Here is a 25539-nt window from a genome sequence, read left to right on the forward strand (position 1 = left end):
CGGTGGCCCCTTTAGGTCACTCTTCGGCAATGGACTTATGTGGCCGGAAGTGCCCTGGTCGACATGTCGTACTGGATCACCGGCGTCGGACCGCTCGGTGGCTCACCGTTCTGGACGACCTCGATCGCATTCTCGGAGCATCGACGTAGCGGTGGGCGAGATAGTCGCTAAGTTGGACATCATGACAACTCCAGTACAGAACATCGTGATCAACACCCTCGGCGGCGTACCCACTTCGCTGGGCGAATACGGCGGCCGGGCAGTGCTCGTTGTCAACGTCGCGTCCAAGTGCGGCCTCACCCCGCAGTACGCGACGCTCGAGAAGCTGGCGAGTGAGTACGCAGATCGTGGCCTGACCGTGATCGGTATCCCATGCAACCAGTTCATGGGCCAAGAACCGGGCACCGCCGAAGAGATCGAATCCTTCTGCTCCACCACTTACGGCGTCACGTTCCCGATGATGGAGAAGATCGAGGTCAACGGCGAGAACCGTCACCCGCTGTACGCAGAACTCACCAAGACTCCCGATGCAGACGGCGAAGCCGGCGACATTCAGTGGAACTTCGAAAAGTTCCTCATCGCGCCGGACGGAACCGTCGTCAACCGTTTCCGTCCGCGCACCGAGCCGGACGCTCCCGAGGTCATTGCCGCCATCGAAGCGGTTCTGCCGCACAACTGACCACCACCTGCCGCCGGATGATCATCCGGCGGCAGTGTGTTGTTCACCCGGAGCTGCCACCATCAGAGGTATGTCTGCTGAACTGATCGTGTCAGTGTCCGGAATCAGAGACGAGACATGTTATCTCGCTGCGGGATTCGCAGACGAGATGGATGCAAGGGGAGTGCGGCTTTCCCTCCTCGTGGCACCCAGGCTCAAAGACAAATACCGACTCGCCGACGACGCCGTCACCGCTGCCTGGTTGCGTGAACGCCGCGAGCACGGGGATGCCGTCGTATTGCACGGCTACGATCAGGCGGCGACCAAGCGTCGACGCGCGGAGTTCGCGACGCTGTCCAGGCATGAGGCAAAACTCCGTCTGCTGGCAGCAGATCGAGTGTTGGAGCAGGCAGGATTGCGCACCAGAGTGTTCGCTCCGCCCCGCTGGGTGGCCTCCACCGGAGCGATGTCGGTGTTGCCGGAGGCCGGATTTCGCTCGATGGCCGGACTCGGCGCCGTGCACGACCTTGCGCGAGGAACATCGCAGCGAGGTCGTGTGCTCGGAATCGGTGAGGGTTTCAAAGTCGAACCGTGGTGGTGCCGGGCCCTGATCCTCGGGGCCGGCCGCAGCGCAAAGCGCGGCGGCCTTGTCCGACTGTCGATTTCGGCCAAGCAGTTGGGGAACGAAGGGCCGCGTCGGGCGATGCTCGACGCGATCGACCTTGCGCTCTTCCATGAAGCGACATCGAATGTGTACCGGTGGAACTCATCGGCGTCGGAACTGGGCGCAGCGTAGATTGCCTTCATGGCAACTATTGAGTAGCTGGATTGGTCAGTTGAGTTCTCGGCCGCGCGCCGGAATGTACGTTCAATACCTTTTATGTGATCAGCGATGGTATTTTCGGACTCTCAACAATTTGCGGGCAAAGTGGACAATCATCTTCGGGGGTGTGGTCGACGCCTCGGTTCGGTGCTACGGTGCTTCCAGTTAATTTACCGCTAGTAGATCGGGCTGGGATACAACCATGCGCGCACGAGTGTTCTCGAAGTCGACTAATCGACGTATTGTCGCGGCAGTGGGCGCACTCGCCTGCGCGGCACTGGTACCCACTGTGGCAACTGCGGCACCGGTCGACCTGGGTTCGCTGTCCACTGGCAGCCTGGATGGCGGATCGAGCGAATCGGGCCAGGGCGCCCTCGTTGCAACCGTCGATGATCAGGGCTCGTCCTTGACGTTGCGGTTGGACAAGGTAGATCTGCGCGGCAAGGATTTTCGTATGGCCGTGCAGAAATCCGGTGGCGCCCTTGTTGATTCGGAGTTGCCTGCACCACGTTCGTATCTCGGAAGCATCGACGGTCATCCAGACGCAGTTGTTGCCGCCATCGTCGACTCCACCGGAACCCTTCGTGGACAGGTGATCTTCGATCGAGGCGCCTCTATCGATTTTGTCGGCTCGTCGGTAGTGGGCCGTACCTCCGCGCCGATCGACGCGGCCCCCACATGGCCAACCGCTGCTATCGCGCCCGCGTCGGCTGCATCAGTGGGAAAAACCATGAAGCAGTTCGACATCGGATTGGATCTGAGCGGGGAGTGGTACTCCGCTCACGGCAACGGCAGTCCTGCAGTTGCATTGGATCGCGTCGAGGAATCCATCGCGCGAACTGCAGTGATCTGGATGAGGGACGTGGGAATTCGGCCGGTCGTCGGTCAAGTCGTGCTGCGGGCCGATGCAGCCAGTGATCCGTACAAGACCTCCTGCGAAAACTTTGATGCTCTCGAGAGCGAGTGGTCCGACAAAGTCGGCACCACCGTCGATCAGGCGACAGTAGTGTGCAAGTCCGGTGGCGGAAACGCCTACTACTCCAAGTTCCTCACCGATCACAGCTACGCGCACGTCGGCGCGGAAGGCGACGGTAACTTCTCCCGGGTACTCCGTCACGAACTGGGACACAATTTTTACGCCGATGACTACCACGGAGGTAGCGCGGAGGGCCGCACGATCATGAACGGCAATGATCTGGCCCGCTTCGACGGAACAGAATTTGCTGCCATCGTCGATGCCGCCGAGGTCGCGTCGGCTCGACTCGATGACCTGGGCCGGTACACCGCGACCGCGTTGCCGCCCTACGCAGCACTCGACACCGCAGAAGTTCGATCCGGTGCTACGGCCACGATCGACGCAGTCGCGAATGATCATGACAGCAACGGAGATTCGATCTCCGTGACCGGTGTCGAGGCAACGTCACTGCTCGGTGGCACCGTGAAGCTCGAAAACGGCAAGGTGGTGTTCAAAGCCGGAACGAAGACGGGCACCGACAAGATTCTCTACACCCTTACCGACGCGAATGGTGGGACAAGCACCGGCTGGATCATCGTCAAGGTGAAGGCATAGAAGAAACTCGCCTCGGAAAACTCCAGCTACGCAATCTCGACGTCGGACTCCTCGTCGAGCACCCGGAACTCGGTGCCGGCGGGGGCCATGTCGGAGTAACGACCGTAGAAGATGCCCGATGCCTCCTCGCGGAGTATGCCCTGATGAATAGGCACCGCGACACGAGGAGCTACCGCTCGGAGATAGTCGACGGCTTCCCAGATCTTCAACCACGGCGCAGCGGCAGGCAAAGCAAGAACATCAACGGACTGCTCGGGCACGACCAACGAGTCACCCGGGTGCATGAACTGTGCCGGATTGACGGCATCGCCGAGTAGGAAAGCAGTGTTGTCGATCATCGGCAGATCGGGATGAATGATCGCGTGCTCGCCGCCTGCGCCGGTCACCTGAACCTCACCGATGCTGAAGTGCTCACCCGCCCGAACGGCATTCCACCGGCCACCGAGCTTGGCCGCAGTTTGCGGATCGCTGTACAAAGCCGCGTCGGGATTCGCGTCGACGAGAGCGGGCAGACGCTCTGGATCCGCGTGATCCGGGTGCTGATGCGTTACGAGAATGGCGTCGAGGCCGGTCACGCCCTCGAAACCGTGCGAGAAATTGCCCGGATCGAAGAGGATTTTCGAACCGTTCAATTCGACAAGTACACAGGAATGGCCAAAATGTGTCAGTCGCATGATTTCGAGTATGCCTTTTACAGGTGGTGGGCGTCACCCCAGCTCTCACTCGATGCGAAGGTTCCAGACTGCGCCCGGTAAACTCGTCGATACCCGGTGTTTCACTCTGGGTTCGCGCACTAGTACCGAGGAGCAGCACGTGGCCCGTGTCGTCGTCGAAGTCATGCCCAAGGCCGAGATTCTCGACCCCCAGGGACAGGCCATTGTCGGGGCACTGTCTCGCCTGGGCTTTGCAGGAGTATCCGATGTCCGTCAGGGCAAGCGGTTCGAGTTGGAAATCGACGGCAGCGTCGAAGATGCCGAGCTCGAGAAGATCGCCGAAGGCCTACTGGCCAACACGGTGATCGAGGATTGGACCGTCAGGCGAGTCGAGGCATGAGCGCACGAATCGGAGTCATCACCTTCCCGGGCACACTCGACGACGTCGACGCAGCTCGCGCGGTGAACTTGGCCGGCGGTGAAGCTGTGGCACTGTGGCACGGCGACGCCGACCTCAAGGGCGTCGACGCAGTCATCGTCCCCGGTGGATTCTCCTACGGCGATTACCTTCGCTGTGGTGCGATCGCACGGTTCGCTCCGGCCATGGGCAAGGTTGTCGAAGCAGCCAAGGGCGGCATGCCCGTCCTCGGCATCTGCAACGGCTTCCAGATCCTCTGCGAAGCTGGTTTGCTCCCTGGAGCCCTCACCCGCAACCAGGGTCTGCACTTCATCTGCCGCGACGAGTGGCTGACCGTCGAAGCCACCAACACGGCCTGGTCTTCACGTTACGAGGCCGGCGCGCAGATCCTCATCCCCCTCAAGTCGGGTGAAGGTCGCTTCCAGGCATCCGAGAATGTTCTCGACGAACTCGAAGGCGAAGGCCGCGTCGTATTCCGTTACTCGGAAGAGAACCCCAACGGCTCACAGCGTCGTATTGCGGGTATTTCCTCCGCCAACGGTCGCGTCGTCGGACTCATGCCGCACCCCGAGCACGCCACCGAGGCTCTCACCGGCCCCAGTGACGACGGACTCGGTTTGTTCTACTCGGCATTGGATTCCATCGTCAACGCCTGATACATCTTTTCGGCAGCGCCCGCCCACCAGTTCACCTGGTTGGCGGGCGCTGTTTTTCATGTGTCTGATGCGAGTTGCCCGGGTAGTGCAAGTTCGAGGATGGTGCCGCCGAGCGGATTCGGCTGAGCCGTCAACGAGCCGCCGTGGGCGCGTGCGAGACTCCGCGCAATGGTGAGTCCCAATCCGGAACCGTCGGAACTCTCGCCGCGATGAAACCTGTCGAACACAGACTCTAGTTGATCCTCCGGGATGCCCTCACCGGTGTCGCTGACAGCTACCGAAATGTGGTCGGGCGATTCTGTGACGGCTACGGCGACGCTTCCCCCGCCTGGCGTGTGCCGCAATGCATTCTCGAGAAGGTTGGACAGAATTTGTTCGATCCGCTGGCGATCGACGCGAACTCTCACCGGGTGCGCAGGTGTTGCCGTGGACAGCGTCACGGCGCGTTCCTCGAACCGTGGTGCGACCGCAGTTGTTGTGCTGCAGACGATATCGCTGAGGTCGTCGGCTGCGAGAATGAGATCCAGGGCGTGCTCGTCGGCCGCCGAAACATCGGAGAGATCATGAGCGAGCCGTCGCAGTCGTTCCAGTTGATCGCGCATCACTGCCCATGACGTGCCATCGGCCTCGAGCACACCATCCTCGAGGCCGTCCACGTAGGCTGCCAAAGTTGATACCGGAGTGCGTAATTCGTGGGCCAGATCCGCCAACAGGCGCTTACGGACGCGATCGGAATGATCAAGTCGCTCGGCCATGTCGGAGAATGCGCCTTCCAGGCGCGTGAAATCCGAGTCGACATCCGAATGCTCGATGTGGACGTCGTACTTGCCTTCGGCGACGCTCTGCGCCGCGACCGCGAGTCGACTGATAGGTGCGGTAATCCGCCGAACGACGTACACCGCAGCGATACTCGCGCCGACGAGTGCAACCGCTATGCCGCTCAACAGTGCCACGAATATTGTTTGGCTGAAGGCTTCTTCGGTGTGCAGGCGGACGTTGTCGTCTTCGATCCCGGCCATCGCGAGGTGATTGTGGAACAGAGGCGCCGCGATTGCGACAGCGACCGCAGCGATCGTCACGCAACACACCAGTAGAACGACAATCTGAGCGACCAGCAACCTGCCGCGCAGGCCGAGGCGGTTCATGACGACCTCAATGCATAACCCATACCGCGCACGGTCCGGATGAAACGGGGATCTGCTGCGTCGTCGCCGAGTTTGCGTCGGAGCGCGCGGATGTGGACGTCGACGATGTGCTGATCGCCGAACCACGAGGAACCCCAGACTGCCGTGATGATGTCGCTTCGGCTCAGGGCGGCGTCGGGTCTGGTCGCCAGGGCAGTGAGAAGTTCGAACTCGGTGGGGGTGAGTTCTACGGGCGCTCCGTCGACGCGCACGGTCCGCGCGATGAGGTCGATATCGAGGCCGTCCGGCGTCGGCAACGGTTCGGACATCAGGCTCGACGCCCGGGGTCTACGCAGAAGCGCTTTGACGCGCGCGACAAGTTCGCGCGGTCCGAAGGGTTTGACCACGTAGTCGTCCGCACCGGCTGCGAGTCCCGCGACCTTGTCGGACTCGTCGCCGCGGGCCGACAACATCAGAATGTAGGCATCGGAGAAACTGCGGATTCGTCGGCAGACTTCCATGCCGTCGAATCCGGGAAGCATCAGATCCAGAACGACAAGCGAAGGTTCGAAATCATGGGCAGCCGCGACGGCGGTCGGACCGTCATGCGCGATGCGAACGTGAAAACCTTCGCGTGCAAGGTAATTGGCTACCACCTTGGCGAGTGCCGGTTCGTCCTCGACCACCAGGACGCGGTCGGCTCCCTCGGCGCGTGAGTGTCCGGATTCGGAGTTCATGTTGTCAGGTTAGCCCAGCAGCGAGGCGATATCGGCGCCTTCAGGTGGACTGTGAAGATTCGATGAAGGTACTCCGTTTCGATCGGTTATCACGGGCTTCGGCGCACTCTCGTCGGTAGGGTGGTGGACGCACGCTTCGAAGGTTTCAATTTCCGAAGCCGTTGCACAGTAATAAGTTTCGTGTGAAGTCGGATTTTCAGGAGTGTTGTCGTGGTGTTCTCTCTCAAGAGTGGTTATGTGAAGTTTGTTCCCGTCTTGGCAGCAGGTGCGTTGGTGATCGCCGGTTGTTCGGACGGCGGTGATTCGGCGCCCACAACTGCGGCGGAGACATCGATATCCGCCTCCCAGACTGCGGTCCCGCAGGGAGTCAACGCAGCGGACATCGAGTTCTTGGAGGGGATGTACCCGCACCACGCCCAGGCGCTCGACATGGCAAAAATGGTTGAGGGGCGGACGGATAACGCTGAATTGATCGCGCTGGCAGCGCAGATCGAAGCTGCTCAGGACCCGGAAATGCAGCAGATGTCGGAAATGCTGACACAGTGGGGGCGCCCCGACCCGGCGTCCAACCCCACAGGCGGCATGGACCATTCCGGTCACGGGGTAGGGATGGCAGACATGCCGGGCATGATGTCGGATGACGACATGGCCGCGATGATGGATGCCCAGGGTGTCGAGTTCGACAAGATGTGGCTGACCATGATGATCGAACATCACACCGGCGCGATCACCATGTCGCAGACCGAACTCGACTCCGGGTTGGATCCAACTGCCGAGAAGCTGGCAGAAGAGATCATCGCTGCTCAGCAGGCCGAGATTGTGCAGATGCAAGCGATGCTGGCCGCCTTGTAGCGGTGCCCGCGATTGTCGAGGTGTTGATTCGGGCATACGTTCAGGACATGGACGAGTCCATGATCACCGGTGAGTCGAAAACGGTGCGGCGCACAATCGGTGATCAGGTGGTTGCGGGCACTGTGGCCTGCGCATGTTCTCGAGCGCCATGCGGTCGGTAATCAGAATCCCCGCTCGCGCAGCATGTTCCGTGGCAATCGACCCTACCAACGGGATTGCCAGCCCCAGCGCGTGCGGACACGCAATCACCAGCACGGTGATGGTGCGGGTCGGAATCCGTGGCTGAGGTGATTTCAGGTAGCGATCACTGGTTGGGTGAAGGCTCGACGGTGCTGCATGTATTGAGGGACAACGTCGTGATGGGGCGTTGGCCCAGGCCGATGTCGGTATCGCCAGTGGCGCCGGCACTGACGTGGCGATCGCGTCGGGGGGAGTTGTTCTGGCGAGCGATGATCCGCGAGCGGTAGCCTCGGTTATCGAGTTGTCGCACGCAACCTACCGGAAAATGGTTCAGAACTTGTGGTGGGCAGCGGGTTACAACGCAATTTCGGTTCCCTTGGCTGCGGGTGTGCTGGCGCCTGCCGGGTTCGTGCTGCCCATGGAAGTGGGGGCAATCCTGATGTCGGTATCGACCGTGGTGGTTGCGGTCAACGCTCAATTGCTTCGACGGTTGGATCTGCGGCAACCACCCGTCCCCGCGGGGGAGTCGAAAGTCCTCACGCCGCAGCTTTGAATGGATCGTGTTCCGCGATCAGTTTGTCGAGCCTGGCTTCATCCATACGAACCCGGACGGTGGAGGCTTCCTGCTGATCGCGAATCACCTTTGCCAAGGTGAATGTGCTGGTCACCAGAAACAGTAGAGACATGCCGAGGAATCCGCGCTGCCAGGCGTCGATCGGTAGGTAGGCGATGCCCACGAGGGTGCCTACGAAGCTCACGGCAAACGCTATTCCGGCCTGTGCAAAAAATGCGGCGGTGCTCTTCGAGGGTGTTGTCGGTGTGCTCATGACAATAAGTCTGCAGGTCCGAGCGCCTTGGCTGGATGCGTAGTCCTACTCGAGTTCTCACGGTACTTACCCGGCAGGTACCGGGCATAGTTGTATACATACCAACCGGCACTTTGTTGTATGTAGATAGTTCACTACAAAAGAAGTTTTCGGGCGAATGTAACAAAACACTTGCCGTTTCTTTACAGATCTGGGTAACCTGTAACGGTAAGCCTGGTGGACAGGCTGAATGTCTACGGCATCCGATGGCGTATGGATGACCGTTGTGGCAAGACCGTTATTGCGAAATCGGTGGAGGTAGCATCATGGAAGGCGTTCCCATGTCTCGTCAGGCAATCAGTCTCGGCAGCTCGAATGGGTTGTCCGACAATGACAATCGGCAATACGGCGGCGGGGGTTTAGCAGATCGCCTTGGTGTCCTGTTCCAATCGGCGGCCGAATCGGGGACGGTACTCACTCGTGGGCACCTTGCGGCAGTGTTGTCCTGCTCGGATGCTCAGTGGGAGATGGCTGGTGGAGTGCTGACCGATGGTCGCGAACTCCTGGGGCAAGACCCCCGGAAGATCGTCCTGGAATGGTTGGGCGAGATGGGTGGCAGCAACGAGGTCGAGGTATCGGACGTCTGGGCGCTGCGATTCATGCGTGTCGCGGAGGGGTTGTCCAGTGAGTCACTTGCACTGTTGGTGCAGGCGTGTGCTCACTTGGCGCAGTCGGAACGCAGCGAGAACCACACTGCAGTTTAGGTAGTAGCAGCTAGACCGGTTGGGCCGTGAGTTCGTCGACAAGTGCCTGTACATGGGCCTTGATCTTGTCCCGGATAGGTCGGACGGCGTCGATGCCCGCTCCAGCCGGATCATCGAGAACCCAGTCTCGGTAGCTTGTACCCGGGAAGACCGGGCAAGTATCACCGCAACCCATCGTGATGACAACGTCCGAATTCTGCACTGCATCGGCGGTGAGAATCTTCGGAGTTTGGTCGGAGATATCGATACCTAGCTCCGCCATCGCTTCGACCGCAGCGGAATTGACGCTCTCGGCCGGCGCGGATCCGGCTGAGCGAACCTCGATGGCATCGGCGGCGAAATGATTCAGGAATCCGGCCGCCATCTGTGACCGGCCGGCATTGTGGACGCACACGAACAGAACGCTGGGCTTGTCGGACATGAGTTTCGGGTTCCTTTCACGAAGCAACTCTAGGACGATGCGTTTGTAGAGTCGGCAGATTCGAGTGAAATATCCTGGGTGGCAAAGCGTTTACGTAGAGCGAGTGAGACGTAGACCAAGCCGACCAGCACCGGTACCTCGATCAGTGGGCCGACAACACCGGCGAGTGCTTGGCCGGACGTGGCGCCGTACGTGGCGATGGCAACGGCGATTGCCAATTCGAAGTTGTTGCCGGCTGCGGTGAACGCGAGTGTTGTGGTGCGTTTGTATCCCAATCCCATTGTGGCACCGAGGATGTAGCCTCCGCCCCACATCAGAGCGAAGTAAGCCAGCAGGGGAAGCGCTATGCGGACGACGTCCCACGGCTGCGAAGTGATCTGCTCGCCTTGCAGCGAAAACAGGACAACGATAGTGAACAGCAGACCGTAGAGCGCCCACGGGCTGATCTTGGGAATGAACGTGTTGTCGTACCAGTCTCGGCCTTTCGACCGCTCACCGAAAAAGCGGGACAGGAAGCCGGCGAGCAACGGGATGCCGAGAAAGATCAGCACGGATTTGGCGATCTGCCACGGTGACGTATCGATCGTTGTCTGCTCGAGGCCGAGCCACCCGGGCAGAACCGAGAGGTAGAACCAGCCGAGCACGGCGAACATGACTACCTGGAACACCGAGTTGATGGCTACCAATACCGCGGCGGCTTCGCGGTCTCCGCAGGCCAGGTCGTTCCAGATGATGACCATTGCGATACAGCGGGCCAGACCGACGATGATCAGACCCGTCCGGTATTCGGGGAGGTCGGGCAGGAAAAGCCAGGCAAGGGCGAACATCAGTGCCGGTCCGAGGATCCAGTTCAGGAACAGCGATCCGGCAAGGAGTTTCTTGTCGCCGGTGACGGTGTCGAGGCGGTCGTATCGGACTTTCGCGAGTACGGGATACATCATGATCAGCAAGCCCAGCGCGATCGGCAGCGAGATACCGTCGATCTGCACCTTTTCGATTGCTGTGTTCAAGCCTGGAACCCAACGGCCCAGGAGCAGTCCGGCAACCATCGCGACACCGATCCACGCCGGAAGAAATCGGTCGAGAGTGGAGAGTTTGCCGACAACGGCTGGATTCTTGGTTGTGGCAGCGTTGCTCATGCCGTGACCTCGGCGCATTCGTCTGCGGCGGATCCTTCGACCAGGAGAACCGCTGAAAGCTGTCGTAGTGCAGCAGGAACAACCCAGTAGTACACCCAGGTGCCACGTCGTTCGCAGTCGAGCAGTCCGGCCTGGCGCAGCACCTTGAGGTGATGCGAGATTGTCGGCTGAGACAGATCGAACGTGTCGGAAATGTCGCAGACGCAGGCTTCTCCACCCTTGTGGCTGGCCACCAGGCTCAACAGGCGCAGTCGCACGGGGTCGCCGAGTGCCTTGAACATCCGGGCCAAGTCACCGGCCCAGTCCTCGGTCAACGGTTCGCGGACAAGTGGGGTGCAGCACGCGTCGGATTCCGGCACGTCTTGATTCGACATTCGTCAATATTGACAGATGTCGAAATAGGGCGCAATTCGGCGATGGCCGAACCGTCGCTCGAAGACCTCAGGCGGACTCGGCCGCTGATCTCCGTTCGAGAAGAACGGTGTCGCGCCAGATGCCGTCGAGTTGGGCGATCTTCTCGCGGATGCCGACGGTGCGGAACCCGGCGGAGTGATGCAGTGAGATCGAAGCGCGGTTTTCGGGGAAGATCGAGGTCTGCAAGGTCCAGAAGCCGTCATCGTCGGCGGACATAACCTGCTTGCGTAGCAGTGCTTTTCCGACGCCTCGGCCACGCATCCCGTCGGCTACATAGACGGAATTCTCGGCAACCCCGCGGTAGCAGTCTCTCCCGGAGGCTTGGCTCAGAGTCGCCCATCCCACGACGAGATCGTCGATGGTCGCGACCCAGCGGTGTTTTGGCAGCCACTGCACATCGAGTTGCTCGCGGGTAGGAACCTCGACGGCGAAGGTGGCGTTGCGGGTGTCGATCCCTTCGCCGTAGATCCGTAGGACCGCGTCCCAGTCTTTGTCGGCCATCGCCCGCACGGTGACGTCGTCGGGCAGATCGGTCGGGCAGCAGGGCCGCGGCGCGAGAACTCCCATGACGATGTCGGCCGGCTGCGGCAAGGCAACGCAGCACGTCGGACTCATCGCAACAACGGTGCTGGTTCCATCCTTGCGCAGATCTACGAATCCCACGTCGGCGAGCTTGCGTAGATGGTGGGAAACGGTTGGTTGTCCGATTCCCAGAGCTTCTGCGAGTGCGCCGACGGTAATCCCGCCGGAAGCGCTCGCGACCCGGTGCAGGAGTCGGACCCGCATCGGCTCGGCCAGGCAAGCGAACCACTGTGCATACGTGTCGGCGTCACTCTGTTCGATCAGGTTCGAACCGATCTGGCCCTGAGCCGAATCGCCGATGCGAACGGCCGGAGTCTGCAGCGATGTCATATTCACACTATATCGATAACGGTCGATGGTTGCATTCATCGACGTTCGTCAATATAGTCGGATTAAATATTGATGACTGTCGATGAAGGAGTGTTGGTGATGGATGAACTACCTGTTGTGGTGATCGGAGCCGGACCGATCGGTCTCGCTGCCGCTGCGCAGTTGCGCGAGCGCGGCCTCGCACCGCTGGTGTTCGAGCGCGGCGAGGTGGCGGGCGCAGCGATATCCGAATGGAATCACGTGCGGCTGTTTTCGCGTTGGTCCGAACTTGTCGACCCGGCGGCTCGGCGCCTGCTCGAGCAGAAGGGATGGAACTCGCCCGACGCCGATACTTACCCGACTGGGCAACAATGGCGACGGCTCTACCTCGAGCCGCTCGCCAAAGCCCTCGGCGATGTGGTCCAGTTTGGCACCGAGGTGGTCGGCGTTGCCCGGCGCGGCCGCGACCTGGTCGTTGACGACGGCCGGGACTCGGAACCCCTCTCGATTCATATTCGTCGTACCGACGGGACCGAGGATCGAGTCTTCGCTCAAGGTGTTGTCGATGCGTCAGGGACCTGGGGAGAACCCAATCCTCTTGGCGGGGAAGGTTTGCCGGCGCTCGGGGAGAATGCAGCCGGGGATGTGATCACGTACCGTGTCCCCGATCTCGACGACGAGGTCGTGCGCGCACGTTTCGCAGGAAAGCACACCGTCATCGCGGGCAGCGGTCATTCGGCGCTGACGGCGATGGTCGCCCTGGCAGCACTTGAAGCGGAGGGCACCCGAATCACCTGGGTGGTCCGGCGGGGGAATGTCGGTTCCGCGTTCGGCGGCGGCGAGTCTGACGAGCTGCCCGCTCGCGGTGCGCTCGGACTGCGCGCGAAGAAGGCCGTCGACGACGGGCTCCTCACTGTGGTCGCCGGATTCCGCACCGCAAGTGTCGAATCCGCGGGGGACGGCCAGGTGTCGCTGATCTCCGATGGCGGTCACCGGGTCGAGAACGTCGACAATGTCGTCGCATTGACCGGCTTCCGTCCTGATTTGTCCTGGCTCTCGGAAATCCGCCTCGGTCTCGACCCCGTATTGCAGGCACCGACACAGCTCGCGCCGCTGATCGACCCGAACGTCCACTCCTGCGGCACGGTGTATCCCCATGGCGCGAAGGAACTTCGACACCCCGAACCGGGTGTGTACCTGGCGGGGATGAAGAGCTACGGCCGCGCGCCGACGTTCTTGGCCATGACCGGATACGAGCAGGTTCGCAGCATCGCCGCCGAACTTGCCGGTGATCACGAAGCTGCTGCCCGGGTGGAGTTGATTCTCCCGGAAACCGGAGTCTGCGGTGGGGCAGGAGTTTTCGACGAACCCGATACAGCGGAAAGTGAAGGTGGTTGCTGCGCTACACCGGCTCCGCAACTGATTTCACTCTCCGGCCGCGCCGGTAGTGCCAACTCCTGCGGATAGAACCCAACCGATGACCACCGTCGAGGATCCGTCCGTTGCCCTCGCTCCTTCGGGTCTGCGGCGGGTCCTGGCGGCGTTGTGCCTGACAGAAATTACCAGTTGGGGAATCCTGTACTACGCGTTTCCTGTTCTGTCGGTGTCGATCTCACGCGACACCGGATGGTCGATCACGGTGATCGTGGCTGCGTTTTCCGTCAGTCAGCTGATTGCTGCCGCAGTCGGGATTCCGGTCGGGCGAGTCCTTGACCGACACGGGCCCCGCTGGGTCATGACCACGGGTTCGGTGCTTGCGGTCCCTGCGGTTGTCGCCATTGCGACAGCACCTACGATCCCTGTCTTTTTTGCCGGGTGGGTACTCGCAGGAGTCGCAATGGGGGCGGTGCTGTATCCACCGGCATTCGCCGCGTTGACGCGTTGGTACGGTGACGGCCACGTCAAAGCGCTGATGATTCTCACACTTGCCGCCGGTTTGGCCAGCACGGTATTCGCGCCGATTTCCGCTGCTCTTGACGATCGATTCGATTGGCGCACAACGTACTTGGTTCTCGCGCTCATTTTGGCTGCAGTTACTATCCCCGGGCATATCTGGGGTTTGCGAGGTTCGTGGCCCGAACCGGTCCGCCTTGCCGGGGCGCACCCAGGCGATTTCCGAAACGCCGTCCGCAGTCCTGCCTTTCTGGCACTCGCCATTGCTCTCGCAGCCGGGGCGTTCGCCGCGTCGGCGGGAGTGTTCAATCTTGTGCTGCTGTTGATCGAGCGAGGTTTCAGTCCCGGTCTTGCCGCTCTGACGCTCGGGTTGGGCGGCGCCGGCCAGGTTGTCGGCCGACTCTTCTATCTGCCGTTTGCGGCACGAACGACCGTTCGTATGCGCACCGTATCCGTTATTGCAGTCGCCGGACTGAGCACCGCCGGGCTAGGTCTCACTGGCGTGGCCACCGTATTGATCGGTCTGGCAATCGGCGCGGGATTGGTCCGCGGAATCTTCACCCTCATCCAGGCCACTGCGATTACCGATCGATGGGGAAGAGAGCACTACGGCCGTCTGAGCGGAATCATGTCGGCGCCGATCGTCATTGCCATGGCGCTCGGGCCGTGGGCCGGCAGCGTGCTCTCGATGTGGTCCGGGAGTTATGCCCACGCCTACCTGATTCTCGGAGCGGTCGCCGTCGTTGCCGCCGCGATCGGTGCCGCAAGCATTCCCGCTGCGGTCTCTCCCGAGTGAGAGAATTTTCCTCAATTGTCGGTGCCTTCCTTTACCGTTGGCCCATGACACTGACTCTGGGAATGATCACATTCGACAGCCTTGATCCAGGTCCACTCGCGCGATGGTGGGCTGAGCAGTTGGGCGGCAGCGTCACAAAGGAGAACGACGGATGGTTCTACGTCGTCGAGGTTCCCGGCGCCTCCGCCAATTTTGCCTTCCAGAAAGTCCCGGATCCCACGGCCGGAAAGAACCGAATCCACCTCGATCTGTCCAGCGAGGATCTCGACGCTGAAGTGTCGCGGCTGATCGAGGCCGGCGCCTCTGAGCATCACCGCGAGAACATGGACGGATTCCGCTGGGTGACACTGACAGACCCAGACGGCAATCAGTTCTGTGTGTCCGGCGCCCACAGCTGAGTGGTGGCTAGTCGGGCATGATGAAGGACATGACTTCCCACCCTTCTCTGACCGGGGCCGACGCTACTGGCCTGTGCAGTTTCGTTGATTCGTCGCCGTCACCGTTCCACGTGTGTGCAACAGTGGCGTCGCAGCTCACAGCCAGCGGATTTGTGGAACTGCAGGAGACCCAGCCGTGGCCGTCGGAGCCGGGACGGTATTTCCTGGTGCGGGGCGGTTCACTGATCGCGTGGAGTACCGACGGAGTCAGCGATTCCGCGCCGTTCCGCATCGTCGGCGGTCATACCGACAGCCCGAACTTGCGGGTGAAGCAGCATCCGGATCTGACGTCGGCGGGCTGGCAGATGGTAGGCCTCGAGCCGTATGGCGGAGCTTTGCTGAACTCGTGGCTTGACCGCGATCTCGGTATTTCCGGCCGTGTGAGTGTCCGGGTGGGAAACACGGTGGAGCAGAAGCTGGTTCGCATCGACGACCCGATTCTTCGTGTCCCGCAATTGGCGATCCATCTGTCCGAGGACCGCAAGGGCGTCACACTGGATCCGCAGCGGCATGTCAACGGAATCTGGGGTGTGGGCAACAAGCCCAAGTCCTTCATCGGATTTGTCGCCGGTCGGGCCGGAGTTGCCGAATCATCCGTTCTGGGTTGGGAGTTGATGACTCACGACCTGGCGCCGAGCGCTGTCGTTGGCCTGGGCAAAGAACTCGTCAGTGCGCCGCGGCTCGACAACCAGGGCACGTGTTATGCCGGGACACAAGCACTTCTAGCCGCCGCCGAATCCCCGGGGAACCATGTCCCGGTGCTTGCGCTCTTCGATCACGAAGAGGTAGGCAGCATGTCCGACCGCGGTGCGTTCTCGGATCTGCTCAACACGGTCCTCGAACGAATAGTGTTGGGCCGCGGCGGTGGCCGCGGTGAATTCCTTCAGGCAATGGCCGGTTCGGTGTGCGCGTCCGGCGACATGGCGCACGCGACGCATCCCAACTACCCAGAACGTCACGAACCCGCGCACCGCATCGAGATCAACGGTGGGCCGGTGCTCAAGGTCAACCAGAATCTGCGATACGCGACGGACGCTGCCGGTGCCGGTGAGTTCGCACTTGCCTGCGACCAAGCGGGAGTTCCGTTGCAGCGCTACGTGCATCGGGCTGATCTGCCGTGCGGTTCTACCATCGGACCGATCACCGCATCGCGTACCGGGCTGTCCACCGTGGACGTCGGGGCGCCTCAGCTCGCGATGCACTCGGCTCGCGAGCTGATGGGCGCCGCCGACATCACGATGTATGCGGACGCTCTCGGCGCGTTTCTTACACCAAGGAGTTAGAAGCCGAGGAGTTAGAGGCCATAGCGGGGAGTTTCTCGAAGAATTCCGTGGTCGGGGTGAAGAACATCGAACCCGTCACGGCTGTCGAGAAGTCGAGAAGGCGGTCGTAGTTACCGCGCGGTGAGCCGAGGAACATGTTCTCCAACATGCGCTCGGTGATGGCGGGAGTGGCGCAGTACCCGATGAAGAATGTGCCGATCTCGTCATCACCGAGGCGTCCGTAGGGCATGTTGGCGCGCAGAATTTCGAGGGAGTTGCCGTCGTCGTCCTTGATCGCGTTGAGCGCGACGTGTGAGTTGGCCGGCATGACGTCCTTGGACATCTCGATGTCCTCGAGTTTGGTGCGGCCGATGACGCGTTCCTGTTCGTCGACTGTGATCGCTTCCCACTCACGCATGTTGTGGATGTATCGCTGGATATGGACGTAACTGCCGCCCGAGAAATCGGGATCTTCGTCGCCGACGGTCACGGCAGCGATCGCGGCGCGGCCCGACGGGTTCTCGGTTCCGTCCACGAAGCCGATGAGGTCGCGGTTCTCGAAATACTGGAAACCGTGAATCTCGTCGACGACAGTTGCCGCGCCGTGCAGGCGCTTCGTGATCTGACGAGCTACCTCGAAGCACGCGTCCATGCTCATCGCACGAATGTGGAAGAGCAGATCTCCGGGCGTCGACGGCGCGTGATGGACGTCTCCCTGCAGAGCCGTGAACGGTCGTAGCAAGGCGGGCCGTGGACCGGCGAACAAACGATCCCAGACGTCCGAACCGATGCTGGTCACCACGTCCAAACCGGAACCGGGAACGCGCAGACCCACCGACCGCTGCAGGCCGGCCACATCGGCGAGCAATGCGCGCGTTGTGTCCTCGCCGCCAGGATTCACCGTCGCAACCAGGAAAATCGCCGCGGGAGTCAGCGGGGTCGTCACCGACTGGGATTGAGCCGTGACGTCCGACTGACGCACATCCTGTGGCATGGGGAAACCTTCCGTTCGAGTACCAAGCGACACCGGACCGAAAATAAAAACCGACCGGTTACCGAAACCGTAAACGAGTGTGACGGGGACGACTTCGAAGACCCACTGCTCGCGTCGGTGCCGCCGTCTGCGGAAGTCGTCGGCCCACCCCGATAGACTGTCTCCCGGCACGTTCTTTCGTTGGGCACATTTGTGGTGTCCCGCTCCGCGCCGGCTCGCTCTTGACTCCCGTAGGGAAGGGACCCCTCTCCAGTGTCTGCTCATCAGGTCGATACCGTCACGCACGCATCGGCTGATCCCGATGCCGCTCAGCCGTTCAAGGAGCTAGGTCTCAAGGACGACGAATATGCCCGCATCAAGGAGATCCTGGGTCGCCGTCCCACGGACGCCGAACTGGCGATGTACTCGGTGATGTGGAGCGAGCACTGCTCGTACAAGTCCTCCAAGGTCCACCTCGGCTACTTCGGCAAGACCACCACCGACGAGATGCGCGCCAACATGCTGGCCGGTATCGGTGAGAACGCCGGCGTCGTCGACATCGGCGACGGTTGGGCAGTCACGTTCAAGGTCGAGAGCCACAACCACCCGTCCTACGTCGAGCCATACCAGGGTGCGGCAACCGGCGTCGGCGGCATCGTCCGCGACATCATGGCAATGGGTGCCCGGCCGATCGCCGTCATGGATCAGCTGCGTTTCGGCGCTGCTGACGCCCCCGATACCCGTCGCGTCGTCGACGGTGTCGTGCGCGGTGTCGGTGGTTACGGAAACTCCCTCGGCCTCCCCAACATCGGCGGCGAGACCGTCTTCGACGAGTCCTATGCCGGTAACCCACTGGTCAACGCCCTCGCTGCCGGCGTCATGCGCGTCGAGGATCTGCACCTTGCCTTTGCTTCGGGTGCAGGCAACAAGATCATCCTGTTCGGCGCACGAACCGGTCTCGACGGCATCGGCGGCGTCTCGGTTCTCGCGTCGGCAACGTTCGACGGTGACGGTGGCGGTCGTAAGAAGCTCCCTGCGGTTCAGGTGGGCGACCCCTTCACCGAGAAGGTGCTCATCGAGTGCTGCCTCGACCTTTACAAGGCCGGACTCGTTGTCGGTATCCAGGACCTCGGCGGCGCCGGACTGTCCTGCGCCACCTCCGAGCTGGCTGCAGCAGGTGACGGCGGAATGCACATCAACCTCGAAAAGGTTCCGATGCGTGCCACCGGAATGACCCCGGCCGAGGTTCTCTCCAGCGAATCGCAGGAGCGCATGTGCGCCGTGGTGACGCCCGAGAACGTCGACGCGTTCATGGAGGTCTGCAAGAAGTGGGACGTCCTGGCCACCGACATCGGCGAGGTCACCGACGGTGAGCACCTCACCATCTCCTGGCACGGCGAGACCGTCGTCGACGTTCCCCCGCGCACCGTCGCTCACGAGGGCCCGGTCTACCACCGTCCCGTCGAGCGTCCGGCCACCCAGGACGCGTTGATCGCGAACACCACCGCAGGCCTCAAGCGTCCCGAGACGGATGAAGAACTCGAAGCCACCCTGCTGAAGATGATTGCTTCGCCTGCGCTATGCAGCCGCAAGTGGATCACCGAGCAGTACGACCGCTACGTCCGCGGAAACACCGTTCTGGCCGAGAACGCCGACGGCGGCGTCATCCGCATCGACGAGAAGACCGGCCGCGGAATCGCGCTGTCCACCGACGCCTCGGGCCGCTACACCGCGCTCGACCCGTACACCGGTGCGCAGCTCGCTCTCGCAGAGGCATTCCGCAACGTGGCAGTCACGGGCGCAACGCCCAAGGCCGTCTCCAACTGCCTCAACTTCGGTTCCCCCGAAGACCCGGGCGTCATGTGGCAGTTCCAGCAGGCCGTTCGCGGCCTCGCAGATGGTTGCGCCACACTCGGAATCCCGGTCACCGGCGGCAACGTCAGCTTCTACAACCAGACCGGCACCACGCCGATCCTGCCGACACCGGTGGTTGCCGTCCTCGGTGTGATCGACGACGTTCACCGCCGTATCCCGACGGGCCTCGGACTCGAGCCCGGCGAGACGCTGATCCTGCTCGGCGACACCCACGACGAGTTCGACGGTTCCATCTGGTCGCAGGTCGAGCACGGCCATCTCGGTGGCGTGCCGCCGAAGGTCGACCTCGCCCGTGAGCAGCTTCTCGCCGACATCCTGCTCGCGTCGTCGCGTGACGGCCTCGTCACCGCAGCCCACGACCTGTCCGAAGGTGGACTGGCGCAGGCAGTAATCGAAGCAGCACTGGCCGGCGAAACCGGATGCCGCATCCTGCTTCCCGAAGATGCCGACCCGTTCGTGGCACTCTTCTCCGAGTCCTCGGGTCGCGTCCTGGTGGCGGTTCCGCGCACCGAGGAAACGCGCTTCACCGGAATGTGCACCGCTCGCGGCTTGCCGTGGACGCGTATCGGCGTCGTCGACGAGGGCAGCGACTCCGTGGAGATTCAGGGACACTTCTCCGTCACGATGGCCAAGCTCCGTGAGGCCTTCGAGGGAACGCTGCCTGCCCTGTTCGGGTGATAGATGGTCGATTCCGGAGAACTGACTTCTTCTGACAGCCAGCCGCAGGAACACCACCTGCGGCTGGCTGTTCCCGCATCTCTCGAGAAGCTCGACAATCCCTTCACCGAGTGGGCGTGGGGGCTCCTCAAACTCGACTTCACCGGCATTGCGTTTGCCGCGTTCTTCTTCTGCTGGTCGCTGACTCCTTCGCTGTTGCCGCGTGATTGGCTGTTCCAAGGTTTGATCGGCGGTATCAACTCGGCCATCGGTTACGGCGTCGGAACGGCAATCGGGTGGGCCGTGGAGCGGTATTTGCTCAGTGGCCGTCGCTGGTGGCCTCTTCCCGAACCGGTGCCGAGCGCGATCAAGATCTTTGTTCCGGTCGCGTCGATCGTTGCCTCGATCATCATGCTCGTCTACGCCGCGGGGTGGCAGCGCGAAATCGCCGCGCTGACCGACGCGGAAGGCACCACCACCAGCGGATACATTCGCACTCTCGGCCTGAGCGTGCTCATCGGTGGTTCACTGATCGCGTTGTGGCGGTTGCTTCACGATCTGGTGAAACTCATTGCGCGCGTGCTGATGCGACGCTTCCGCTGGTCGCGGTCGGTTGCCAACGGCGTCGGCGTTGTGGTTGTGACGGTTCTGTTCTTCATGTTGGTCGACGGCGTACTGGTGCGCGGAATCTACGCCGCGACCAACTCGATTTTCAGTCTGCAGAACTCCACCACGCGCGACGGCGTCGTAGAACCACAGGATCCGATGAAATCGGGCAGCCCCGAATCTGCCGCGCCCTGGGACACATTGGGGTTCGAGGGACGGAACTTCGTCTCACGCGGATTGAACGCACAGGAACTCGAAGCGGCTAACGGCAAGCCCGCGACGGACCCCATCCGCGTGTATGCGGGCTTGGAAAGTGCCGAAGATCCGGATGAGCGCATGGATCTGGTCATCAAGGAACTCGAGCGGACCGGCGCTTTCCAGCGCAAGGTGCTCGTTGTCATTCCGACGACCGGTACCGGTTGGGTGAATCCCACCGCTGCGCAAGCGATCGAGTTGGTCGGAAACGGCGATACGGCGCTGGTCGCCAGCCAGTACTCGTATCTGCCGAGCTGGATCTCTTTCCTCGCAGATCAGGAAAAGGCGCAAGCTGCCGGACGCCTCTTGATCGAGCGGGTTCACGAAAGATGGCTCCAGGAACCGGAAGCCACCAGACCCAAGTTCATGGTTTACGGCGAAAGCCTCGGCGTCATGGCCGGCGCTGGAGCTTTCGACACTCTTCAAGCCGCCCGCGAGACCGCTGACGGAATCTTGTGGGTGGGCCCGCCAAACGCCACGTCGCTGTGGCGTTCGATTGTGCAACGACGCGACCCCGGCACAACCGAAGTGGCTCCCGTCTACGCTGACGGTCTGGCCGGGGTCCGGTTTGCGGATCGAGCCGAAGACATTCCGACCGCAGCAATGGTGTGGCCGGACCCCCATGTGTTGTTCATCCAGCACCCATCGGATCCGGTGGTGTGGTGGTCGCCCGACCTCATGTTCAACCGCCCACCGTGGTTGAAGGAGATCCCTGGATTCGACCGGTCACCGTCGATGAAATGGTTCCCGATCGTCACGTTCTGGCAGGTCTCTGCAGATCTCGGTAATGCTGCGGGTGTTCCGGACGGGCACGGCCACAACTACGGAACCACCGTGCTCGACGGCTGGGTCAGCGTCGCTCAACCAGAAGGCTGGACGGCGGCAGACACCGAGCGAGTGCGGGCGTCACTGGTTGCCGCGTTGCAGTCTCAAGGCCCGGAGAAATGAGGGGAGTAGCGTCGATTGCGCTCTCGGTAGCTGCGATCACGTGGAGCAATGCGGTGCTCCCGGCGTTCGGACTTTCACCCCGCGCGCGGGCAGTGGTCAACACCGTGGTGGGGTGCTCGGCCATCGGAGTCCTTCGGGCGCGCGGGTACAGCCGTGAGGAATTGGGTTTGGCCCACACCGGTATTCGTGGCGGTGCGCAGTTCGGGGGAGCTGCGGCCGGGGCAGTCCTTACCGGTTACAGCGTTGCCTTGGCCGTTCCGTCGTTGCGCGCGACCCTCGCTGCCGACGAGCGGGCGGACGGTCGCGAAGACTTCCTCGAATGGATCATCCTGCATATCCCGTTCGGTACGGTGTTGTCCGAAGAATTGTTGTTCCGCAGCGCTATGTCCGCAGTCTGGAATCGTGAACTGAACCGCCCAACAGCGCAGGCCGTGCATGCTCTGACCTTCGGGTTGTGGCACGTCGCGCCGGCGCGCGGCGCCGGCGACAATGTCCCTGCCGCAGTGGCCTTTACGGGCGCGTCGGCGTTGCTGTTCGAGTGGCTGCACCGCCGAGGTGGCAGCGTCCTCGCGCCGGCGTTACTGCACCTGGCGACCAATGCCGGTGGAGCACTTGCCGTTCGAATCGCCACCAATGGACAGGGAGTGAACTGATGCCACCGCGCCGCGCGGTCGACCCCGCAGAATTTCGTGCCGCGATCCTTGCTGTCGGAGCTTGGCTTCGAGATCCGGAGCTTCCGAAGCCTTCTCGTGCTGAACTCGGTGCGGCAGTGAAGATGAGTGCGCGCACTCTCGAACAGATTGCTCCTGGATCGAGCGTCGAGGTGCGGGTCCCACCCTTTGTCGCGGTGCAATGCATCGAAGGTCCGCGTCACACTCGCGGAACCCCACCCAACGTCGTCGAAACAGATACTCGTACATGGTTGTTGATGGTGACGGGCCTGCTCGAGTTCGGTGAAGCTGCCGCTGACGGCCGGGTTGACGCATCCGGCAGTCGGGCTCCCGAAATTGCGCACTGGTTGCCGCTACTGCGATTGTGACATCAAGCTACGAACGGTTAGCTGACGAAACACTCAGTTGGGGGCTGACGTCGTAGTGGGGTCCGAATCTCTCGCGAGCGACTGATGCCGCCCTGACATGGTGCAGGTGGATCGACCGGGCGATCACGACGCTCAATTCGAGAATGAGAACGGTCGGCTCATCAGTGGAGATCCTTCCAGGCGATATCTTTTTCGGCGAATACGGAGTAGTCGGTTGCGGGGCTCCGAACTGAGTGGCGCGCCGTGAGCCATCGCTGAAATTCGCCGCGGCGACTGCAGAGACTGATCGGTCCGATTCAAGGCAAGGTTGCCCTGGGCAAGGCACGAGGAGAATTGGCCGTAGACTGTGTATGCCCCCCAACCCCTGCCCACAAAGGGAGCGCCACGTGACTCGTGCCGATCTGTCGGTCAACAGTCCAAATCTCCTCGCTACGAACCCGTCCGACGAGGACGAGAACGAGCCCCGCGAAGAATGCGGTGTATTCGGCGTCTGGGCGCCGGGAGAGGATGTGGCGAAGCTCACGTATTACGGACTGTATGCGCTACAACACCGTGGTCAGGAAGCTGCCGGCATTGCGGTGGCCGACGGCTCCCAGGTGCTGGTGTTCAAGGATCTCGGCCTGGTCAGCCAGGTGTTCGACGAGCAGACCCTCGCAGCGATGCCAGGTCACGTCGCCGTCGGACATTGCCGCTACTCCACGACCGGGTCCACGACGTGGGAGAACGCGCAGCCCATCTTCCGCACCACGACGGCGGGCACGGGCATCGCCCTCGGCCACAACGGCAACCTGGTGAACACCGCTGAACTCGCGAGCCGCACTCGCGCAGCCGGCCTGGTCAACGACAAGCGCCCAAACGCTGCGACTTCCGACTCCGACCTCATCGGTGGTCTGCTGGCACACGCTGCCGGCGACAGCACCATCGAGCAGGCCGCCATGGAACTGCTTCCCACTCTGGAAGGCGCGTTCTGCCTCACCTTCATGGACGAGCACACGCTCTACGCAGCGCGTGATCCGCACGGAATTCGTCCGCTCTGCCTCGGTCGCCTGGATCGCGGTTGGGTGGTTGCCAGCGAGACCGCAGCCCTCGACATCGTGGGCGCGTCGTTCGTCCGCGACATCGAACCCGGTGAGCTGCTCGCGATCGACGCCGACGGCGTCCGCTCCTCCCGTTTCGCGAACCCGACGCCCAAGGGTTGCGTCTTCGAATACGTCTACCTCGCCCGTCCCGACAGCGTGATCGGTGGCCGTTCGGTCCACTCGACCCGCGTCGAAATCGGCCGCCTGCTCGCCAGCGAGCATCCTGCCGAGGGTGACTTGGTCATTCCGGTTCCCGAGTCCGGCACTCCCGCAGCAGTCGGGTACGCACAGGGTTCAGGCATTCCCTACGGCCAGGGACTGATGAAGAACGCCTACGTCGGCCGTACCTTCATCCAGCCGTCGCAGACCATTCGTCAGCTCGGCATCAGGCTCAAGCTCAACCCGCTCAAGGAAGTTATCCGCGGCAAACGGCTTGTTGTGGTGGATGATTCGATCGTCCGCGGCAACACGCAGCGTGCGCTCATCCGGATGCTCCGCGAAGCCGGCGCCCTCGAAATTCACGTCCGCATCGCCTCGCCGCCGGTCAAGTGGCCATGCTTCTACGGCATCGACTTCGCCTCACCGGCCGAATTGATCGCCAACGGAGCAGGCGGACAGGATGCCACGTTCGAGGAGATGCTCGACGGTGTGCGTCGTTCCATCGGAGCGGACAGCCTCGGCTACATCTCCACCGAAGGCATGATCGCGGCTACCGAGCAGCCCGCAAGCCGTCTCTGTGCTGCCTGCTTCGACGGCACCTACCCGATTGCGCTCCCGAAGGAGACGTCGATGGGTAAGAACGTCCTCGAAGGCATGCTCGAGAGTGCGGCCGGTTCGGCTGCCACGCGCGACAACGACAACGCGAGCGCACTCAGCCGCCCGTAATCCGCCGAAACGGATAATTTGCCGCCCCGATTGTCGGGGCGGCAAATTTTTTTATGTTTCCGGTCACGTCAAGTGTCGCGGCTATCTGGCATAGTGCCCTCGTGGCGCAACTGAGAATGGATGGGCATCGAGTCCTGGTCGCGGACTTGATGGGGGACACCATCAAAGCGATCAGCGGATCTATGGTGGCGTACGAGGGTGCGGTCACCTTCAAGAACGCCGGAATGGGCGGAGGCGGTGGAATCCGCGCTGCGCTCAAACAGAAGGCAGCCGGAGAGTCGCTGTCCTTGATGGAAGTCAGTGGTCAAGGCACCGTTTACTTCGCCGTGGACGCCCAGGACATCACGATCATCGAACTCAACAACGACGCTCTCCACGTAGAAGCATCACAGCTGTTGGCAATCGTGGGACAGCTACGCACCGACGTGAAATTTGCCGGCCTCCGCGGCGCCGGCTCCGGCCAGGGATTGTTCACGACAGTTGTCAGCGGCACCGGTCTGGTGGCCGTGCTGTCGAAGGGCGGGCCGATCATCGCCCTCGAAGTCAGCCCGCAGTACCCGCTTGTTGCCGACCCCGACGCCTTTGTCGCCCACCGCGGACAACTGAATCAGAGCTTCGTCACCGACGTCACCTGGCGGTCCGCGATCGGCGGTGGCAGCGGTGAGGCGTTCTCGCTGCGCTTCGACGGATCCGGCGTCGTCTACATCCAGCCCGAGGAGCGCTGAACC

The 25539-nt window shown here is 62.1% G+C and carries 28 protein-coding genes and 1 pseudogene; 20 read left to right on the plus strand and 9 right to left on the minus strand.

What is annotated here, in order from left to right; translation table 11 throughout:
* Window positions 1-39 precede the first annotated feature (39 nt).
* The 4 genes from RG2_RS32315 (at window position 40) to RG2_RS16675 (ending at window position 3051) form a co-directional block, all read left to right on the plus strand.
* Window positions 40-171 carry a hypothetical protein gene (locus RG2_RS32315; protein WP_255285226.1) on the plus strand — a complete coding sequence of 44 codons (132 nt, stop codon included), beginning with the start codon at window positions 40-42 and terminating at the stop codon, window positions 169-171.
* 10 nt (window positions 172-181) lie between these two features.
* Window positions 182-679, plus strand: a complete 498-nt coding sequence (locus RG2_RS16665) for a glutathione peroxidase (RefSeq protein ID WP_033234327.1) — start codon at window positions 182-184, stop codon at window positions 677-679.
* Between the two features lie 70 nt (window positions 680-749).
* Window positions 750-1454, plus strand: a complete 705-nt coding sequence (locus RG2_RS16670; protein WP_033233929.1) for a DUF2334 domain-containing protein — start codon at window positions 750-752, stop codon at window positions 1452-1454.
* Between the two features lie 229 nt (window positions 1455-1683).
* Window positions 1684-3051, plus strand: a complete 1368-nt coding sequence (locus tag RG2_RS16675) for an Ig-like domain-containing protein (protein WP_033233930.1) — start codon at window positions 1684-1686, stop codon at window positions 3049-3051.
* A 26-nt stretch (window positions 3052-3077) separates the two neighbouring features.
* Here the strand turns inward: RG2_RS16675 and RG2_RS16680 are convergent, their stop codons facing one another.
* Window positions 3078-3725, minus strand: coding sequence for an MBL fold metallo-hydrolase (locus RG2_RS16680; RefSeq protein ID WP_033233931.1), 648 nt, complete (start codon window positions 3723-3725; stop codon window positions 3078-3080).
* A gap of 139 nt (window positions 3726-3864) precedes the next feature.
* Here RG2_RS16680 and purS point away from each other — a divergent pair, with 139 nt between their 5' ends.
* The gene (gene purS, locus RG2_RS16685) at window positions 3865-4104 is read left to right on the plus strand and encodes a phosphoribosylformylglycinamidine synthase subunit PurS (protein WP_003945817.1); all 240 of its coding nucleotides are present in this window, start codon (window positions 3865-3867) and stop codon (window positions 4102-4104) included.
* On the plus strand, window positions 4101-4778 hold the full coding sequence (gene purQ / locus RG2_RS16690; protein WP_033233932.1) for a phosphoribosylformylglycinamidine synthase subunit PurQ: 678 nt from the start codon (window positions 4101-4103) through the stop codon (window positions 4776-4778). Before purS ends, purQ begins: the two co-directional genes overlap by 4 nt.
* Window positions 4779-4834: 56 nt before the next feature.
* On the opposite strand, the gene RG2_RS16695 is transcribed toward purQ, so the two are convergent.
* Together RG2_RS16695 and RG2_RS16700 are read right to left on the minus strand one after the other, a co-directional pair.
* Window positions 4835-5923 carry a sensor histidine kinase gene (locus RG2_RS16695; RefSeq protein WP_033233933.1) on the minus strand — a complete coding sequence of 363 codons (1089 nt, stop codon included), beginning with the start codon at window positions 5921-5923 and terminating at the stop codon, window positions 4835-4837.
* Window positions 5920-6639: a response regulator transcription factor gene (locus RG2_RS16700; protein WP_033233934.1), complete on the minus strand. Its 720-nt coding sequence runs from the start codon at window positions 6637-6639 to the stop codon at window positions 5920-5922. Before RG2_RS16700 ends, RG2_RS16695 begins: the two co-directional genes overlap by 4 nt.
* A gap of 210 nt (window positions 6640-6849) precedes the next feature.
* On the opposite strand from RG2_RS16700, the gene RG2_RS16705 reads away from it, so the two are divergent.
* The 3 genes and pseudogenes from RG2_RS16705 to RG2_RS16715 all read left to right on the plus strand — a co-directional run.
* Window positions 6850-7491, plus strand: a complete 642-nt coding sequence (locus tag RG2_RS16705) for a DUF305 domain-containing protein (RefSeq protein ID WP_116102232.1) — start codon at window positions 6850-6852, stop codon at window positions 7489-7491.
* A 59-nt stretch (window positions 7492-7550) separates the two neighbouring features.
* Window positions 7551-7652: a hypothetical protein gene (locus RG2_RS32840; RefSeq protein ID WP_503826452.1), complete on the plus strand. Its 102-nt coding sequence runs from the start codon at window positions 7551-7553 to the stop codon at window positions 7650-7652.
* Between the two features lie 203 nt (window positions 7653-7855).
* A pseudogene (locus RG2_RS16715) lies at window positions 7856-8224 on the plus strand (heavy metal translocating P-type ATPase); the annotation flags it as partial.
* Here the strand turns inward: RG2_RS16715 and RG2_RS16720 are convergent.
* The gene (locus RG2_RS16720; protein ID WP_033233936.1) at window positions 8208-8498 is read right to left on the minus strand and encodes a YiaA/YiaB family inner membrane protein; all 291 of its coding nucleotides are present in this window, start codon (window positions 8496-8498) and stop codon (window positions 8208-8210) included. The pseudogene RG2_RS16715 and the gene RG2_RS16720 sit on opposite strands and share 17 nt — an antisense overlap.
* Window positions 8499-8803: 305 nt before the next feature.
* Here RG2_RS16720 and RG2_RS16725 point away from each other — a divergent pair, with 305 nt between their 5' ends.
* Window positions 8804-9241, plus strand: coding sequence for a hypothetical protein (locus RG2_RS16725; protein ID WP_033233937.1), 438 nt, complete (start codon window positions 8804-8806; stop codon window positions 9239-9241).
* Window positions 9242-9251: 10 nt separating this feature from the next.
* Here RG2_RS16725 and RG2_RS16730 read toward each other — a convergent pair whose 3' ends face one another.
* The 4 genes from RG2_RS16730 to RG2_RS16745 form a co-directional block, all read right to left on the minus strand.
* Window positions 9252-9662: an arsenate reductase ArsC gene (locus RG2_RS16730; RefSeq protein WP_033233938.1), complete on the minus strand. Its 411-nt coding sequence runs from the start codon at window positions 9660-9662 to the stop codon at window positions 9252-9254.
* Window positions 9663-9691: 29 nt separating this feature from the next.
* A complete protein-coding gene (gene arsB / locus RG2_RS16735; RefSeq protein ID WP_033233939.1) occupies window positions 9692-10801 on the minus strand; it encodes an ACR3 family arsenite efflux transporter in 1110 nt (369 codons plus the stop codon).
* Window positions 10798-11175: an ArsR/SmtB family transcription factor gene (locus RG2_RS16740; protein WP_033233940.1), complete on the minus strand. Its 378-nt coding sequence runs from the start codon at window positions 11173-11175 to the stop codon at window positions 10798-10800. The genes arsB and RG2_RS16740 overlap by 4 nt, the downstream gene beginning before the upstream one ends.
* Before the next feature lie 67 nt (window positions 11176-11242).
* Complete coding sequence (locus RG2_RS16745) at window positions 11243-12127, minus strand: helix-turn-helix domain-containing GNAT family N-acetyltransferase (RefSeq protein ID WP_033234329.1); 885 nt, start codon at window positions 12125-12127, stop codon at window positions 11243-11245.
* A 99-nt stretch (window positions 12128-12226) separates the two neighbouring features.
* Between RG2_RS16745 and RG2_RS16750 the strand changes: the two genes are divergently transcribed.
* Genes RG2_RS16750 through RG2_RS16765 form a run of 4 tightly spaced genes read left to right on the plus strand, consistent with a single transcriptional unit; the run spans window position 12227 to window position 16515 of the window.
* A complete protein-coding gene (locus tag RG2_RS16750) occupies window positions 12227-13573 on the plus strand; it encodes an NAD(P)-binding domain-containing protein (protein ID WP_033234330.1) in 1347 nt (448 codons plus the stop codon).
* A gap of 10 nt (window positions 13574-13583) precedes the next feature.
* A complete protein-coding gene (locus RG2_RS16755) occupies window positions 13584-14795 on the plus strand; it encodes an MFS transporter (RefSeq protein WP_051730458.1) in 1212 nt (403 codons plus the stop codon).
* A 44-nt stretch (window positions 14796-14839) separates the two neighbouring features.
* Window positions 14840-15193: a VOC family protein gene (locus RG2_RS16760; RefSeq protein ID WP_033233941.1), complete on the plus strand. Its 354-nt coding sequence runs from the start codon at window positions 14840-14842 to the stop codon at window positions 15191-15193.
* A 29-nt stretch (window positions 15194-15222) separates the two neighbouring features.
* Window positions 15223-16515, plus strand: coding sequence for a M18 family aminopeptidase (locus tag RG2_RS16765; RefSeq protein ID WP_033234332.1), 1293 nt, complete (start codon window positions 15223-15225; stop codon window positions 16513-16515).
* On the opposite strand, the gene RG2_RS16770 is transcribed toward RG2_RS16765, so the two are convergent.
* Window positions 16499-17488: a Dyp-type peroxidase gene (locus tag RG2_RS16770; protein WP_045069719.1), complete on the minus strand. Its 990-nt coding sequence runs from the start codon at window positions 17486-17488 to the stop codon at window positions 16499-16501. The genes RG2_RS16765 and RG2_RS16770 overlap by 17 nt on opposite strands.
* Before the next feature lie 252 nt (window positions 17489-17740).
* Between RG2_RS16770 and purL the strand changes: the two genes are divergently transcribed.
* The 6 genes from purL (at window position 17741) to RG2_RS16800 (ending at window position 25536) form a co-directional block, all read left to right on the plus strand.
* Window positions 17741-20020 (plus strand): phosphoribosylformylglycinamidine synthase subunit PurL, encoded by a 2280-nt coding sequence (purL, locus tag RG2_RS16775; protein ID WP_033233942.1) that lies wholly within the window; start codon window positions 17741-17743, stop codon window positions 20018-20020.
* A gap of 3 nt (window positions 20021-20023) precedes the next feature.
* Window positions 20024-21808, plus strand: a complete 1785-nt coding sequence (locus RG2_RS16780; protein WP_033233943.1) for an alpha/beta hydrolase — start codon at window positions 20024-20026, stop codon at window positions 21806-21808.
* The gene (locus RG2_RS16785; RefSeq protein ID WP_033233944.1) at window positions 21805-22461 is read left to right on the plus strand and encodes a CPBP family intramembrane glutamic endopeptidase; all 657 of its coding nucleotides are present in this window, start codon (window positions 21805-21807) and stop codon (window positions 22459-22461) included. The genes RG2_RS16780 and RG2_RS16785 overlap by 4 nt, the downstream gene beginning before the upstream one ends.
* The gene (locus RG2_RS16790) at window positions 22461-22847 is read left to right on the plus strand and encodes a sterol carrier family protein (protein ID WP_033233945.1); all 387 of its coding nucleotides are present in this window, start codon (window positions 22461-22463) and stop codon (window positions 22845-22847) included. The genes RG2_RS16785 and RG2_RS16790 overlap by 1 nt, the downstream gene beginning before the upstream one ends.
* Window positions 22848-23233: 386 nt before the next feature.
* Window positions 23234-24811, plus strand: a complete 1578-nt coding sequence (purF, locus tag RG2_RS16795) for an amidophosphoribosyltransferase (protein WP_033233946.1) — start codon at window positions 23234-23236, stop codon at window positions 24809-24811.
* A gap of 116 nt (window positions 24812-24927) precedes the next feature.
* Window positions 24928-25536 carry an AIM24 family protein gene (locus RG2_RS16800; protein WP_033234334.1) on the plus strand — a complete coding sequence of 203 codons (609 nt, stop codon included), beginning with the start codon at window positions 24928-24930 and terminating at the stop codon, window positions 25534-25536.
* Window positions 25537-25539 lie beyond the last annotated feature (3 nt).

The organism is Rhodococcus globerulus NBRC 14531, from assembly GCF_001894805.1.
Lineage (GTDB): Bacteria > Actinomycetota > Actinomycetes > Mycobacteriales > Mycobacteriaceae > Rhodococcus_F > Rhodococcus_F globerula.